This window comes from Trinickia dinghuensis (genome assembly GCF_003367175.1).
GTDB classification, from domain to species: domain Bacteria; phylum Pseudomonadota; class Gammaproteobacteria; order Burkholderiales; family Burkholderiaceae; genus Trinickia; species Trinickia dinghuensis.
The window spans coordinates 18,235-33,389 of record NZ_QRGA01000026.1 but is presented as its reverse complement, the minus strand read 5'-3'; the positions used below and the strand labels follow the sequence as shown (position 1 = coordinate 33,389).

Below are 15,155 nucleotides of genomic sequence, written 5' to 3'. Positions count from 1 at the left end.
AATGGGGGGCATGCTACACCACGTTGCCCAATTCGATGACGGGCAGATAGAGCGCGATGACGAGCGCACCGACGGCTAGCCCCAGCACGATCACGACGAGCGGCTCGGCACACGCGCAGGCCAGTGCGAGTTTTTCGTCGGCGTCCCGTTCGGCGAGCGCCGCGCAGTCGAGCAGCATCGTGTCGAGTGCGCTCGACTCCTCCGCGACGGCGATGGGTTCGACGAACTCCGCCGGAAAGCAGCCGACGGCCCGCATCGCGTGGGCGAGCCGCTCGCCGCGCCGCAACCGGACTTCGATCCGCGCGCTCGCCGCGTCGAATACGGTGTTGCCCGTCACCTGCGATAGCGCGCGCAGGGCGTCGGCGAGCGGCGTGCCCGCCGCGAGCAGCGTGCCGAGCGCTCGCGCCCAGCGAGCCGCCGCGACGGTTCGCACGAGCGCGCCGGCCGCGGGGATCGCAAGCAGTGCGCGGTCGAGCGCCGCACGCGCGCGCGGCGCGTGTCGAACGAGGCGGGGCAGGGCGAGCCATAGCCCGCCGAATGCAGCCAACGAAGCCGGGCCCCAATGCAGCAGCAGCTTCGACATCGCGATCACGGCGCGCGTCGGAGCCGGCAGTGCGGCCCCGAAGCTGTCGAAGACCTGCTGGAAGGTGGGCACGACGAACGCGAGCAGGGCAGCCGTCACCGCGACGGCCAGCAGCAAAACGGCACAGGGATAAGCAAGCGCCGTACGAAGCTTGCCGCGCTGAACGGCGGCGCGCTCCCGATGCTCGACGATGCGCGCGAGCACGAGTGCGAGCGTCCCCGTTGCTTCGCCGATCGTCGACAGCTCGCGGTAGAGCCGGTCGAACTGTGCCGGATAGGCCGCGAGCGCCGACGCGAACGGCTCTCCGCCCGCGATACGCCGAGCCAGTCCGCCGGCGACGTGCGGCATCGCATCGCGCCGTGCCGTGTGCGCGATCAGCTCGAGTGCCTGCACGAGCGCGAGGCCCGCGTTCAGCAGGCCCGTCAGCTGCCGCGTAAACGCGGTCACGTCGCGCGCGCGCGTTCTCGGCGGCTTGCCGGTGCCGCCGACGCTCATGCGGCATCCGTGGCCGCGATAGCCTCGGCCAAGCTCGTCGTCCCCGCACGTACGAGCGCGAGTGCTGCCTCGCGTAGGGATGCGGCACCGTCGGCCTTCGCTTGCTCCGCGATGGCCTGCCCGCTTGCCCTGGCGTTCACGAGTTCGCGTAGGGCCGGCGACATGCTCATGACTTGGTGCACGCCGATGCGCCCGCGATAGCCTGCGCCGTGGCACGCGGGACATCCGCATGCCGCGTAGGGTGTCCAAGCGGATGGCCGTTCGACGGCGAATCCGGCGGCCGAGAGGGCTGTGGGCGACATCGGTGCCGGCGTTCGGCAGCAGGTGCACAAGCGCCTCACGAGCCGCTGCGCCGTGACGAGCCTCAGCGCGGCGGCGAGGTTGTACGGCGCCGCGCCGATATCGAGCAGGCGCCCAACAGCACTCGGTGCGTCGTTCGTATGCAGCGTCGCCAGCACGAGATGTCCCGTCTGTGCGGCCTTCAATGCGACGTCCGCCGTTTCGGCATCGCGAATTTCGCCGATCATGATGACGTCGGGGTCCTGCCGCAGCAGCGCGCGCAATGCGGCCGCGAACGTGAGACCCGTCTTCTCGCGGACGTTGACCTGATTGACGCCCGCGAGTTGTATTTCGGCCGGATCCTCGACCGTGCAAATGTTGCGCGAGCGATCGTTCAGCATCTGCAGGAACGCATAGAGCGAAAGCGTTTTGCCGCTGCCGGTCGGCCCGGTGACGAGCACGAGGCCATGCGGCGCGCGAATCTCGGCTTGGACGAGCAGTCTTTGCCGCTCGTCCAAGCCGAGCGATGCAAGCGACAAATCGGACGGCAGGGCCTCGAGGCGCCGTAGCGCGAGTTTTTCCCCGTGTACGGTCGGCAGCGCGTTCACGCGGTAGTCCTCCACTTTCCCCGGCGCGACCGCGAGCCGCAAGCGGCCGTCTTGCGGGACGCGCCGCTCGGCAATGTCCAGACGGGCGAGCACCTTCACGCGCGTGACGAACGCGTCGCGCAAATGCGAAGGCGGGCTCGGCATTTCGTGCAGCACACCGTCCACGCGTAAGCGAATGCGCCAACCGTGCTCGGTCGGTTCGACGTGGATGTCGGAGGCGCCGCGTCGCGCCGCTTGATCGAGCGTGGCGGCAAAGAGCCGGGCGGCGGGCCCGTCGTCGGGCGGCCCGGGCTCGCCGCGCGGAGAAAACGATGAAAGAGCAGGCATTGGAGAGCGGCGTTGCGCCGTCGTGAAACGCGATGAAGCGATCATCGCCCGCGCCTGCTCCGCGCACTATTCGGCCGGTCGGCCTACCCTTTCGAGGCCTTGCGGCTAACCCTGCGAGGACTTCGACGTGGCACGGGCGCGCGGCTTGAACAGCTTCACGGTCCGCACGGCTTGATCGTCGCTTTGCAGCACTTCGAGCTGCACGTCGCGGATTTGCAGACACACGTCGCCTTCGGGGATTTCCTCGAGCGTCTCGAGGATGAGACCGTTCAGCGTTTTCGGACCGTCGGTCGGCAAGGCCAGTTGCAGCCAGCGGTTCAACTCGCGCAGCGGCATGCTGCCGGCGACGATGCAGTCGCCGCTCTCGCTCCAGCCCTTGCGCGTGCCGGCGCCGCGGGGAATCGACGTCGTGAACTCGCCGATCAATTCCTCGATGATGTCTTCGGGCGTGACGAGCCCCTCGAGTTCGCCGTATTCGTTGACGACGAGCGCCGTGCGATGCCGGGTTTCCTGAAAGTATTGCAATTGCTGGGAGACGGGCGTGCCAGACGGCACGAAGTAGGGATCGGTCAGCAGTTCGCGCAGCGTGTCGAGCGTGAGTTCCTGGTTATGCAGGGCGGCGAGCGTCTTACGGACGTGCAGGACGCCGATTACGCGATCGATGTCGCCCTGATAGACGATCAGCTTGTTGTGGTAGCACGTTTCGAGCTGACGGAGGATGTCCTCGAACGGCGCGTCGAGATCGAGCGCTTCGATGCGGCGGCGCGGGATCATGACGTCTTCGACCGAGATGTTTTCGAGATCGAATAGGTTGAGCAAGATGCTGCGGTGCTTGGTCGGCATGAAGCTGCCCGATTCGAGCACGATCGCACGCAGCTCTTCGGTGGTCAGCCGCTGCTCGCGGCCACCCTTCGTGTTGATGTGCAGCACGAGCAGGATCGCATTCGAGAACAGGTTCACGAACCAGACGATCGGCTTGAGCACGCGCATCAGCGGCGCGATGACGAAGCTGGCGGGGAGCGCGATTTTCTCGGGATACGTTGCGCCGACGATCTTCGGCGTGATTTCCGCGAAGACGATGATGAGGAATGCGACGATGCCCGTGGCGATCGACAGCACGAGGTTGTCGCGGCCGAACGTACGCAGCGCGATCGACGTCGTCAGCACCGGGATGATCGTGTTCAGCAGGTTATTGCCGATGAGTACGACGCTGAGCAGCTGATCGGTGCGGGCGAGCAGGCCCTGGGTGGTCTTCGCGCCGAATGCGCCTTTGCCGACGAGATATTTCAACCGGTGCCGGTTGAGCGACATCATCGCCGTTTCCGAAATCGAGAAAAAGCCTGAGAAAAGCAGCAGGACGAAAACGGCGCCGATTTGCGCCCACAAGGGAATTTGGTCCACGCGTCGCGCTGAAGTGGTGATGAAAGGGATGGGAAGAATATAGCAGAGGAGATCGGCGGCCCTCTCGCCCGGCGCCCGCGCCGATCCGATCCAGGCTGCACGGTTCGCCCGCATTCCTCACACGGCTTGCCCCGCCGGCCTCGCAGGCAAACCGTAAGCAAATCTTAACTACGTAAGTTTTCCATCACGTGTCATTAACGGCGTGTCTTTACGATGGCGTCCAATTTCAAGGCCCTTCCGCTATCCCACAGAAACAAGGACGCCGAATCATGCAACCCGTGCATGCGCAACTTCGTCTCAAACCGCTGACGCGCTACGTTTTCGCCGCCCTTTGCATGGCCGGCGCCCATGCCGCTCATGCGCAAGCCGCTCAGGGGCAAACTACTCAGGCGCAGGCCACGGGCGACCTCGGTTCCGTGAAAAGCACCGCGACGAGCGATGTCGACGTCGCCGCCAAGAAGGCGGCCAAGCGCGAGAGCGCTCCGGCGAACGCGCCCACGCAGTCCTCGCTGCAGGCAACGGAGCCGCAATCGACGATCAGCCGCAAGTACATCGAGAACAACGCCGCGCCGACCGCGAATTACAGCGACATCGTCGCGATCGCACCGAGCGTGATGAACGTCGATCCGAACGGTTCCGGTTTGATGGAATCGCAGGCACTGTCGATCCGCGGCTTCCAGGACGGCCAGTACAACGTGACGTTCGACGGCGTGCCGTTCGGCGATTCGAACGACTTCACGCATCACTCGACTTCGTTCTTCACGAATCAGGAAATCGGCTCGATCAACGTCGACCGCGGCCCGGGCGACGCGCGTCAGATCGGCTTCGCGACCTTCGGCGGAACGATCGCCATGGACTCCAAGGAGCCCTCGGCCAAGCCGGGGCTCACCGTGTTCGGCTCGTACGGCAGCTGGGGCACGGGGCTCGGCGGTCTCGAGTTCAACTCCGGCACGATGGAGAACTGGGGCGATGCGCGCGTGATGGTCGGCGGCACCTACGGCGGCAGCGACGGCTATCTCACCAATGCCTCGCAGCGCCGCCAGAACTTGTACTTCAAGCTCGAGAAGCCGATCGGCGACAACACGCTGATCACGATCTTCGCCGATTACAACCGGCTGCACCAGAACGTCTCCTACGGCGCGACGGCGGCGCAGATCGCCCAGTTCGGCCCGAACTACGGCCTGTCCGGCGATCCGACGAGCCAGGCCTACTACGGCTACAACTTCGACAAGATCAACACCGATTTCGAATACCTGAATATCCGCACGAAGCAGTTCAACTGGACTTTCAACAACAAGCTCTATACGTACGCGTACTACCACAACGGCTTCAACGGCGCCGATCCGAACGGCGAATCGCCCAACGGCGTGACCACCGACACCGGCGCCACGCTGCCCGGCGCGAACGATGTCCCGGGCGTCGAGATGAACAACAACTACCGCGCCTGGGGCGACATCTTCAGCGCCGAGCGCGATCTCGGACCCGGCACGCTGAGCCTGGGCGGCTGGCTCGCGTACCAGACCAACTTCCGCAACAACTTCGATGTCGACGACACGCTCAATTTCGCGCTGCCGCCGTCGAATCCGGTGCTGAACGACTCGATGCAGGACACCTTCCTGGTGTTCCAGCCGTTCGCGCAATACGCGTGGAAGCTGCCGCAGTACGGCCTGACGATCACGCCTGGCCTGCGCTATGTCGACTTCTCGCGCAACATCTACACGCAGCAGAATCAGAAGACGGGCACGCCGCTCGACTACGGCCACAGCTGGACCAAGATCCTGCCGTCGATCACCGTCAACGAGCGCTTGAATTCGAACTGGAGCACGTACGCCCAGTTTGCGCAGGGGTATCTGGCGCCCAACCTGAACGTGTTCTACGTGAATTCGCCGTCGGTGTCGGGTCAGCCCAATCCTGAGCAGACCAACAACTACCAGCTCGGCACCGTCTACAAGAGCGACCGGGTGACGTTCGATGCCGATCTGTACTACATCGACTTCCTGAATCTGGTCACGCACCACACCTCGGGCGGCGTCACGTATTTCGCGAACGGCGGCGGCGCGAACTACAAGGGCTTCGAGACCGAAGGCACGGTCTCGCTCGGACACGGCTTCAATGTCTACGCCAACCTGACGCTGAACTCGGCCCAGTTCAAGGACGGTTCGGGCTGGGTGCAGAGCGCGCCGAAGATGACGGCCGCGGCCGGCCTGCTGTACTCGCGCGGTCCGCTCGACGCGTCGGCGATCTACAAGTTCGTCGGCCGCCAGCCGAACGGCTATACGGATGCCAACGGCAACAATCAGCCGATCGGCGGCTATGGCCTAGTCGATCTGGCCGCGACCTACACGATCAACAGTCTCGCGCCCTGGACGCACGACACGAAGATCGGCTTGCAGATCGACAACCTGTTCAACCGCACGAGCATCGTCGGCACGGCCGGCAACACGGTCGCGGCCAGCACGCCGCTGTTCTGGACGGCGCCGGGCCGCGCCGTCATCGGCACGATCTCGACGACTTTCTAACACTACCGCAGCAAGCACCAAGGAGTTCCGTCTCATGTCTACCGACACGTTGTTGCGTCTCGCCAATCATTCGGGTGGCGTGCTCTATGTCATCGCCGCGCTGCTGTTCGTGGCCTTGACGGTCATCATCGAACGATCGTGGTACCTGCAACGTGTCGCGCGCGCCACGTGCGTGGCGCTCGAAGCACTCGATGCGGACGGCTCGCCGAGCGCGGCCACGCTCGCGAGCTGGGCGGCGCGCGATCAGGGCATGCCGAGCGGCGACCTGTTCGACACGGCCGGCCGTTTGGCCGGCCAGGCCGACCGCGAAGCGCTGTCGATGCGTCTCGAGGAAGTGGTGATGCGCAAGGCGCCTCAGATCGATCGCTTCTTTTGGGTGCTCGATACGATCGTCACGCTCGCGCCGCTGCTGGGCCTGTTCGGCACGATCGTGGGCATGTTCAACGCGTTCCAGGTGCTGTCCAACCCGGGCAATGCGCCGACGCAGGTGACGGGCGGCGTTGCCGAGGCGTTGATCGCGACCGCATCGGGCCTGTTCGTCGCGATGCTCGGCTTGGTTTTCTTCAATGGGATGAACAACCGCCTGCGCGTCGTCATGCATCAGCTCGACACGCTCAAGACGGCGCTCGTCAACCGGCTGGCGGACAACTCGGCTCGCGGCGAAGCACGCGACGAAGCGCGCGAAAGCGCCAAGCAGGAACGCACCGCACCGCACGTGGTCGTCAAGTCGTTCTCGCAACACGGAGCCTGAGCGTGAAGTATTTCGAGGTGAAGAAGGCGCGCATCGAGATCATCCCGATGATCGACATCATGTTTTTTCTGCTGGTGTTCTTCATCATGATCACGCTGCACATGATTCCGAATGCGGGCCTGCGCACGCAGCTGCCTTCCAGCACGAGCGCGCAGAGCCTGCCGCCGCCGAAGGTCACGGTGACGCTGTCGGCCGACGGCGGCATCTCGGTGGACGGCCGCACGCTCAGCGCCGCGGATCTGACCGCGATGCTCGCCGCGCGTCCCGATCCCACGCATACGGTCGTGACGATTGCGGGCTCGAAGCAAGCCCAGTTGCAGAAGCTCGTCGCGGTGATGGACGCGTGCCGCTCCGCGGGCGTGACGCAGGTGTCGCTTGCGGCTCAACCGAGCCAGGCCAATTGAGATGCGGGTCATGACCGTCGAAACCGACCCGTCGTCCCTGAGCCTGCGCGAGCCCCGGACGCGCAGCGGCGTGAAAGCACGCAGGCCGCTGTACCGATCCGCCGCGCTTGCGCTCTTGGTCGAGGCGATGATGCTGGCCGGTTTGTTCGTGTGGCTCGAACAGCCGCGCGAGCTCCCGCCGCCCCAGCCCATGACGATCGCGCTCGCGCCGCCGGTGCAGGCGCCGAAACCGGCACCGCCCGAGCCTAAGCCCGTGCCGCCGAAGCCGCAGCCGAAACCCGTCGTCCAGCCGCGTCGCGTGCCGGTCGTGCACGAGGTGCGGCACGTCGTGCACGAACAGCCGCCGAAGGCGGTGCAGCAGCCGGTGATGCCGCCCGCGCCGGCACCGGCGCCGGTTCCGGCCGCTGCGCCTACCGATGCAGCACCCGTCGTGCATGAAGCCGCGCCGGCGCCCGCGCCGTCGCGGCCCGATGCGAGTTTCGAAGCCGAGATGCGCGCCGCGATCCAGTCCGCGCTGAAGTATCCGGAAGCCGCTCGCATGGCCGGGATGGAAGGCCGCGCGCGCGTGGCCTTCGTCTATCGCGATGGCGCGGTGTCCGAGGTCAAGCTCGTGATCTCGAGCGGTGTCGGCATGCTCGATCGCGCCGCGGTCGCGGCCGTGCGCGACGCCGCCTATCCGCAGCCGCCCGCGGCGTTCGCCGGCAAGCGCCTCGCCGAACAACTTTGGGTCAACTTCAATCTAGACAATCAAGAATGAAAGCGTTCGTTTCCCCGCTCGTTTCTCTGTGCATCGCCGCATCCGCTTGCGTGGCCGGCCCGGCCAAGGCCGCATTGCCGGCCGATGCGCCGGTGCGCCACGTGCTGCTCGTCAGCGTCGACGGCCTGCACGGTTCGGATCTCGCGCACTTCGTGGCGGCCCATCCGGACAGCACGCTGGCGACGCTCGCGAAGCAGGGCATCGACTACACGAACGCGCATACGGTGGCGCCCGCCGATTCCTTTCCGGGCCTCATGGCGCTCGTCACGGGCGGCACGCCCGCGGTGACCGGCGTCTACTACGACGACAGCTACGACCGCAGCCTCGCCGCGCCCGGCAGCGATTGCAGCACGCTCGGTTCGCGCGTGCGCTACGACGAGAGCGTCGACACCGGCAAGCCGAGCGCGATCGATCTCGCCAAGATGCCGCGCGATCCGAAGAACGGCTGTGCGCCGCTGCTGCCGCACGCTTATCTGCGCGTCAATACGATCTTCGACGTCGTGCACGATGCGGGCGGCTATACGGCATGGATCGACAAGCATCCGACCTATGAAATCGTGCAGGGCCCGTCGGGCAACGGCGTCAACGACATCTTCCTACCGGAGATCGGCGGGAATTACGAAGGCATGAACAACGTGGCCACGACCGAGATCACCGGTTCGCTCGCCAAGACCGAGCGCTACGACGCGATGAAGGCGCGCGCGATCTTGTACGAGATCGACGGCCGCACGCACGACGGCAGCAAGGATGCGCCGGTGCCGAACGTCTTCGGCATGAACTTCCAGTCGGTCAACGTCGGCGAGAAACTGCACGGCTGGCGCGATGCGGACGGCGACCTCACGCCGGGCCTCGACGCCTCGATCGGCTTCGTCGACGGCCTGCTGGGCCGATTCGTGCGGGAACTCGACAAGAAGGGCCTGCGCGAGAGCACGCTGATCGTGATCACAGCCAAGCACGGCAACGGCCCCATCGATCCCGCGCTGCTGCACAAGATCGACAGCGACAAGCTCGAGCAAGCGGTACGGGTCGCCGCACCGGGCGCGTTGGCTCAGATTACCTACGACCATGGCGCGCTGATCTGGCTCAAGGATCAATCGGAAACGTCGAAGATTGCGGCGGCATTGCGCGCGCATGCGGATGAGCTAGGCATCCAGGACGTGCTGCACGGCACGCGCCTCGCCGACCTCTTCCCGTCGCCGAAGAAGGACAGCCGTACCCCGGATCTCATCGTCGTGACGCGCGACGGCGTGATCTATACGAGCCCGCACGACGGCAAGCTGGCCGAGCACGGCGGTTTTCACGACGACGACACGAGCGTCGCGCTGATCCTGTCGAATCCCGGGCTCGCGGGCGGCCGGCTCGTGCGCTATCCGGTGTCGACGACGGAAGTCGCGCCGACCGTCATTGGCGCACTGGGTCTTTCGCCCGATAAGCTGCAGGCCGTCGTGCGAGAAGGTGCCGGTATACTGCCCGGTGTCAATTGGACCTCTTCCCATGCACTCGCTCAGAACGAAGCCGGCGTTACGCGCGCCGGTCCGTAATCCGATGTCGGGCTTTCCCACAGCGATGCGTCGTCCCCGCATCCTCGTGATCGAGGACGACGCGCTCGTGAGCACGGAACTCGAGGCGGCCCTCGACGACTTCGGTTTCGACGCGATGTGCGTCGCGACCGGCCACCAAGGGCTGCAGCAGGCGCTCGACGGCGCGTTCGACGCGATCGTGCTCGACCGCATGCTGCCCGACGTCGACGGGTTGTCGATTCTTTCGACGCTGCGCAATGTCGGCCGCAATACGCCGGTGCTGATCTTGTCCGCGCTGGCCGCGGTCGACGATCGTGTGCGCGGGCTGCGCGCGGGCGGCGACGACTACGTCACGAAGCCGTTCGACGCGCTCGAAATGACCGCGCGCCTGAACGCGCTGCTGCGCCGCCGCAGCATGTCGATGAACGAGACCGGGCTCGTCGTGGGCGATCTCGAGCTCGATCCGCTCCTGCGCACGGTGCGGCGCGCGGGCCGTCCGATCGAACTGAAGCCGCGCGAATACGTGCTGCTCGAATATCTGATGCTCAACGCGGGGCAGGTCGTCACGCGCGCGATGCTGTTCGAAGCGGCGTGGAATTACCACTTCAATGCGCAGACGAACGTGATCGACATGCACATCGGCCAGCTGCGCCGCCACATCAGTCTGAACGGCACGCTGCCGCAGATGATCCACACCGTACGCAACGTCGGCTACACGCTGCATGCGTAGCGCCGATCGTTCCAGATCCAGACTCCGGCCGACGGGCATTGTCTTGCTGTCGGTGGCGTTCGTCGTCTCGGCCGTGGTGTTGTTCGCGCTGCTGTACTGGCTGACCGACCGCTATCTGATCCACCAGGTCGACGAGCGCTTGTACGGCGAGGTCAACGAGTTTCATTCGATCTCGCGCAACGATGCAATCGCGGAGATTTCGGAGCTGGCGCGGCGCGAGGTGGCACGCAGCCGGCCCTACGGCGTGTTCGACCTGAACGGAACCTGGCTTGCCGGCAATATCCGGCAGCTTGCGCACGAGCATCCGGGCAAGCCGTTCGACTACGCGACGCCTGCTGGCGAGGGCGAGGAACACGGGCATTACTATCGCGGCATCATCGTGCCGACCACGAGCGGGCTTTACGTCGTGGTGGGCCATTCGACGGACGGGATCCGCCAATTCGATACGACGCTGATCAGGACGCTATGCGGCGGCCTGGCGCTGGCGATTCTGCTCGCCACGGGTTTTGCGGCCGCGATGAACGCGCTGTCGAATCGCCGCATCCGTGAGATCGCCGAGCGCGCGCAGACGATCATGTCGGGGGATTTGAGCCGGCGGCTGCCGACGCACGGCACGCGGCACGACATCGACCGGCTGGCCGCCATCGTCAATTCGATGCTCGACGAGATCGAACAACTCGTGGCCGAGGTACGCGGCGTGTGTGCCGGCATCGCGCACGATCTGCGCACGCCCATGACGCGGCTGCGCGCGGGGCTCGAACGCGCGCGCCGGCGCAGTGAGTTGCCGGCCGACTACGAACTGGCGATCGATGCCGCGATCAATCAGGCCGACGTGGTGCTCGGCCGCTTCACGGCTTTGCTGAGGATCGCCGAAGTCGAAGCGGTGGAACGCCGCGGCAGTTTCCGCGATGTGCGGCTCGATGCGCTGCTGCGGGATATTTTCGAATTGTACGAACCGCTCGCGGAAGGGCGCGGCATCGATCTGCGGCTGGAGACGGACGAGGCCGTGTGCGTTCACGGCGACGTCGATCTGCTGTTCGGGGCCGTCGAGAACCTGCTGGACAACGCGCTGAAGTTCACGCCGGCCGGCGGGGCGGTGGGGCTCGAAGCGCGCCTGGGCGAGCGGGGCACGCATCGGTTGGCCGTGATGGACACGGGGCCCGGTATTGCCGTGGGTGAGCGCGATGCGGTGCTGCGGCCGTTTTATCGCAGTGTCGGACAAGCGATTTCCACCGAAGGGCACGGCCTCGGCTTGAGCCTTGTTGCAGCGGTCGCGCGCGTGCACGGCGCGACGCTCGAGATCGGCGATAACCGGCCTGGGTGTCGGATCGAACTGCGGTTCGCGGGAGAGGTTTGACGGGTTGCCGATAGGCTCGTAGCGCTGACTGCAGGCGGCGGCGAGGCGGAAAACAAAAAAGCCGTTCAGCATGAACTGAACGGCTTTTGCCTTGATCTACTCATCAAGTAAATTCTGGTCGGGGTGAGAGGATTCGAACCTCCGGCCTCTACGTCCCGAACGTAGCGCTCTACCAGGCTAAGCTACACCCCGAATTCTTACTGCTGGACTCTTTCGGCTAATCAGTCTCGTTTAAGACTGGCGGGCCGTCGAGTAAAAACATAATTCTAGCAGGCTTTCTTTGTAAATGGAATCGGGAAACGAAGAAATTGCTTGGGCCGCGGCCTGCGCCTCGCGCTTCGCGCAGTCGAGCGTGTGATCGAGTGCACCCGAGTGCGAGATCGCTTCGAAGATCGTGTCGAAGCGGTCCGTGCCGCCGTGCTCGATCGCCTCGCGCGCAAGGGCGGATTGCTCGGGCGTCCCGCGCTCGATCAAATAGATGAGCGGCAGCGTGGGCTTGCCTTCTCGCAGATCGTCGCCGGCATTCTTGCCCATCGATTCGGCCGTTCCCGTGTAATCGAGCCAGTCGTCCATGATCTGGAACGCCGTGCCGATGCGCCGGCCGAACTCGGCGGCCGCGGCTTCCGTGGGTGCGTCGGCTCCCGAGATCACGGCGCCGAGCTGGGCGGCCGCTTCGAACAGCTTGGCGGTCTTGTAGCGGATCACCTGCATGTAGCGCGCTTCGTCGACGTCCGCGTCGTGCATGTTCAGAAGCTGCAGCACCTCGCCTTCGGAGATGATGTTCGTCGCCTCGGCGAGAATTTCCATGATGCGCATCTTGCCGATGCCCACCATCATCTGGAACGAGCGCGAGTAGAGAAAATCGCCCACCAGCACGCTCGCGGCGTTGCCGAACAGCGCGTTCGCCGTCTGGCGGCCGCGCCGCAAATCGGATTCGTCGACGACGTCGTCATGCAGCAGCGTGGCCGTATGAATGAATTCGACGATCGCCGCGAGCTCGTGCCGGTGGCCGGTCGTATCGCCGAGCGCGCCCGCGACGAGCAGCAGCAGCGCCGGGCGCAGCCGCTTGCCGCCGGCGCTGATGATGTATTCCGAGATCTGGTTGATGAGCATCACCTCGGAAGCCAAACGTTGCCGAATGACACGATTGACCTGCTCCATGTCCTCGGAAATCGGGGCGAGCAGGTTGGCGGCGCTGGGGGATGAGGTGGCGGTCGACGACATGATCAAAAAATGGTGTGGTGCCGCGGATTATAAAGGGTATGCGGCTCTCAGAGGGTGCGCGCGGGCCCGTAGCGCCACGCCCGCGCGCGAGTGTGGCGCGCGGCAGACGGCGGGCGACTTTGACCGAGCCGCTAACTCCATGTATAATCACGCGTTTTCACGCACGGCAGCTCGGTGCGCTGAAAAGAAGTGGCAGGCAGGTAGGTTTGAATTAAGTTTGGATTTAGCGTCCACGCAAGCGGCGTGGCGCACACAGAGTGAGGTTCTCAATGTACGCGGTCATAAAAACCGGCGGCAAGCAGTACAAAGTTGCTGTCGGCGAAAAATTGAAAGTAGAACAGATACCGGCAGACATTGACGCTGAAATCACGCTCGACCAGGTTCTCGCGGTAGGCGAAGGCGAATCGATTAAGTTCGGTACGCCGCTGGTGGGTGGGGCTTCCGTCAAGGCTACCGTCGTATCTCATGGGCGGCACGCCAAAGTGACGATCTTCAAGATGCGTCGCCGGAAGCACTACCAGAAGCACCAAGGTCACCGCCAGAACTACACCGAACTGCGCATCGACGCGATCAACGCGTAAGCGCACCGGTTAAGGAGCAATCAAATGGCACACAAAAAAGCAGGCGGGTCTTCCCGCAACGGCCGCGACTCCGAGTCGAAACGCCTCGGCGTGAAGGTGTACGGCGGCCAAGCGATCAATGCAGGCGGCATCATCGTGCGCCAGCGCGGCACCCGCATGCATCCGGGCGACAACGTCGGCATCGGCAAGGATCACACGCTGTTCGCGTTGACCGACGGCCACGTCAAGTTCACGACGAAGGGTGCGGCCAAGAAGCATACGGTTATTGTTGTCCCGGCCGCGGTCTGAGCTAGATCAGACACGGGAGCGACACAGCAAAAAGGCCCCGCGTAGTTGGCGGGGCCTTTTTTCTTCTGTGCGCAGGGCGCGTCCGGCGCATCTACATGGTGCGGGCGCGCCGCAAGCGGCAAAATATCGGGAAAGCACGGGACGGAGCGAGAGATGAAGTTCATTGACGAAGCGCGGATCGAGGTGATCGCCGGCGACGGCGGCGACGGCAGCGCGTCGATGCGCCGCGAAAAGTTCGTTCCGTTCGGCGGTCCAGACGGCGGCGACGGCGGCCGAGGCGGCAGCGTCTTCGCGGTAGCCGACCGCAATATCAACACCCTCATCGATTACCGGTACGCGAAGAAGCATCAGGCGCGCAACGGCGAGAACGGCCGCGGCTCCGACTGCTACGGCAAGGGCGGCGACGACATCTTCCTGCGCATGCCCGTCGGCACCGTGATCAACGATATGGACACGGGCGAGATCATCGCCGATCTGACGGAACACGAGCAGACGGTACAGATCGCCCAGGGCGGGTCCGGCGGTCTCGGCAATCTGCATTTCAAGTCGAGCACGAACCGCGCGCCGCGCCAGAAGACCGAAGGCAAGCCCGGCGAACGCCGCATGCTGCGCCTCGAGCTGAAGGTGCTGGCCGATATCGGCTTGCTCGGCATGCCGAACGCGGGCAAATCGACGTTCATCTCGTCGGTGTCGAACGCCAAGCCGAAGATCGCCGACTACCCGTTCACGACGCTCGCGCCGAACCTCGGCGTGGTGCGCGTCGGGCCGAGCAAGAGCTTCGTCATCGCCGACATCCCGGGCCTCATCGAAGGCGCGGCCGAAGGCGCGGGGCTCGGTCACCAATTTTTGCGGCACTTGCAGCGTACCGGCCTGTTGCTGCATATCGTCGATCTCGCGCCGTTCGACGAGAGCGTCGATCCCGTTGCCGAAGCGAAGGCGATCGTCGCCGAGCTGCGCAAGTACGACGAGACGCTCTACCAAAAACCGCGCTGGCTCGTGCTCAACAAGCTCGACATGGTGGCCGAGGACGAGCGCGACGCCCGCGTGGCCGATTTCCTCGAACGGTTCGAGTGGACGGGGCCGGTGTTCCAGATTTCGGCGCTGACGGGTCTCGGTTGCGAGAATCTGTGCTACGCGGTCTACGATTACCTGTCCGAGCATTCGGATGCGCATCGCGCCGAGCAAGCGGAGGATCTCGCGGCCGACGTTCGTTTCCGCGGCGGACCGGCGGGCGACGATGCCCCCGCGTCGCAGAGCTGACCGTTCGCGCATCGGGTGCCGGCAATCGCCGGCGCTCAAGTTCGCCGGTTGAGAGCCGACCCGCACTAACG

The 15,155-nt window shown here is 65.0% G+C and carries 14 protein-coding genes and 1 tRNA gene; 10 read left to right on the top strand and 5 right to left on the bottom strand.

Features of this window, described 5'->3' with window-relative positions:
* Window positions 1–13 precede the first annotated feature (13 nt).
* The 3 genes from DWV00_RS31860 to DWV00_RS31850 all read right to left on the bottom strand — a co-directional run bounded on the left by DWV00_RS31860 (window position 14) and on the right by DWV00_RS31850 (window position 3,693).
* Window positions 14–1,078, bottom strand: coding sequence for a type II secretion system F family protein (locus tag DWV00_RS31860; protein WP_115537606.1), 1,065 nt, complete (start codon window positions 1,076–1,078; stop codon window positions 14–16).
* Entirely contained in the window at window positions 1,075–2,292 is a 1,218-nt protein-coding gene (locus tag DWV00_RS31855) for a GspE/PulE family protein (RefSeq protein WP_115537605.1), read from the bottom strand. Before DWV00_RS31855 ends, DWV00_RS31860 begins: the two co-directional genes overlap by 4 nt.
* A gap of 105 nt (window positions 2,293–2,397) precedes the next feature.
* Window positions 2,398–3,693 carry an HlyC/CorC family transporter gene (locus tag DWV00_RS31850; RefSeq protein ID WP_181885651.1) on the bottom strand — a complete coding sequence of 432 codons (1,296 nt, stop codon included), beginning with the start codon at window positions 3,691–3,693 and terminating at the stop codon, window positions 2,398–2,400.
* A gap of 269 nt (window positions 3,694–3,962) precedes the next feature.
* Here DWV00_RS31850 and DWV00_RS31845 point away from each other — a divergent pair, with 269 nt between their 5' ends.
* The 7 genes from DWV00_RS31845 to DWV00_RS31815 are packed head-to-tail and all read left to right on the top strand — an operon-like array spanning window position 3,963 to window position 11,731.
* The gene (locus DWV00_RS31845) at window positions 3,963–6,212 is read left to right on the top strand and encodes a TonB-dependent receptor (protein ID WP_115537603.1); all 2,250 of its coding nucleotides are present in this window, start codon (window positions 3,963–3,965) and stop codon (window positions 6,210–6,212) included.
* Between the two features lie 34 nt (window positions 6,213–6,246).
* Window positions 6,247–6,963: a MotA/TolQ/ExbB proton channel family protein gene (locus DWV00_RS31840; protein ID WP_115537602.1), complete on the top strand. Its 717-nt coding sequence runs from the start codon at window positions 6,247–6,249 to the stop codon at window positions 6,961–6,963.
* Between the two features lie 2 nt (window positions 6,964–6,965).
* A complete protein-coding gene (locus DWV00_RS31835; RefSeq protein WP_115537601.1) occupies window positions 6,966–7,367 on the top strand; it encodes an ExbD/TolR family protein in 402 nt (133 codons plus the stop codon).
* A gap of 10 nt (window positions 7,368–7,377) precedes the next feature.
* Entirely contained in the window at window positions 7,378–8,124 is a 747-nt protein-coding gene (locus DWV00_RS31830; protein WP_115537636.1) for a TonB family protein, read from the top strand.
* Window positions 8,121–9,665, top strand: coding sequence for an alkaline phosphatase family protein (locus DWV00_RS31825; protein WP_115537600.1), 1,545 nt, complete (start codon window positions 8,121–8,123; stop codon window positions 9,663–9,665). The genes DWV00_RS31830 and DWV00_RS31825 overlap by 4 nt, the downstream gene beginning before the upstream one ends.
* Before the next feature lie 25 nt (window positions 9,666–9,690).
* A complete protein-coding gene (locus tag DWV00_RS31820) occupies window positions 9,691–10,374 on the top strand; it encodes a response regulator transcription factor (RefSeq protein ID WP_220274756.1) in 684 nt (227 codons plus the stop codon).
* Window positions 10,367–11,731, top strand: coding sequence for a sensor histidine kinase (locus DWV00_RS31815; RefSeq protein ID WP_115537598.1), 1,365 nt, complete (start codon window positions 10,367–10,369; stop codon window positions 11,729–11,731). Before DWV00_RS31820 ends, DWV00_RS31815 begins: the two co-directional genes overlap by 8 nt.
* A gap of 115 nt (window positions 11,732–11,846) precedes the next feature.
* On the opposite strand, the gene DWV00_RS31810 is transcribed toward DWV00_RS31815, so the two are convergent.
* Together DWV00_RS31810 and DWV00_RS31805 are read right to left on the bottom strand one after the other, a co-directional pair.
* A tRNA-Pro gene (locus DWV00_RS31810) sits at window positions 11,847–11,923 on the bottom strand.
* Window positions 11,924–11,962: 39 nt separating this feature from the next.
* On the bottom strand, window positions 11,963–12,955 hold the full coding sequence (locus tag DWV00_RS31805) for a polyprenyl synthetase family protein (RefSeq protein WP_115537597.1): 993 nt from the start codon (window positions 12,953–12,955) through the stop codon (window positions 11,963–11,965).
* Window positions 12,956–13,224: 269 nt separating this feature from the next.
* On the opposite strand from DWV00_RS31805, the gene rplU reads away from it, so the two are divergent.
* The 3 genes from rplU (at window position 13,225) to cgtA (ending at window position 15,084) form a co-directional block, all read left to right on the top strand.
* On the top strand, window positions 13,225–13,536 hold the full coding sequence (rplU, locus tag DWV00_RS31800) for a 50S ribosomal protein L21 (RefSeq protein ID WP_115537596.1): 312 nt from the start codon (window positions 13,225–13,227) through the stop codon (window positions 13,534–13,536).
* 24 nt (window positions 13,537–13,560) lie between these two features.
* A complete protein-coding gene (rpmA, locus tag DWV00_RS31795) occupies window positions 13,561–13,824 on the top strand; it encodes a 50S ribosomal protein L27 (RefSeq protein ID WP_115537595.1) in 264 nt (87 codons plus the stop codon).
* Between the two features lie 153 nt (window positions 13,825–13,977).
* Window positions 13,978–15,084 (top strand): Obg family GTPase CgtA, encoded by a 1,107-nt coding sequence (cgtA, locus tag DWV00_RS31790; protein WP_115537594.1) that lies wholly within the window; start codon window positions 13,978–13,980, stop codon window positions 15,082–15,084.
* Window positions 15,085–15,155: the final 71 nt, after the last annotated feature.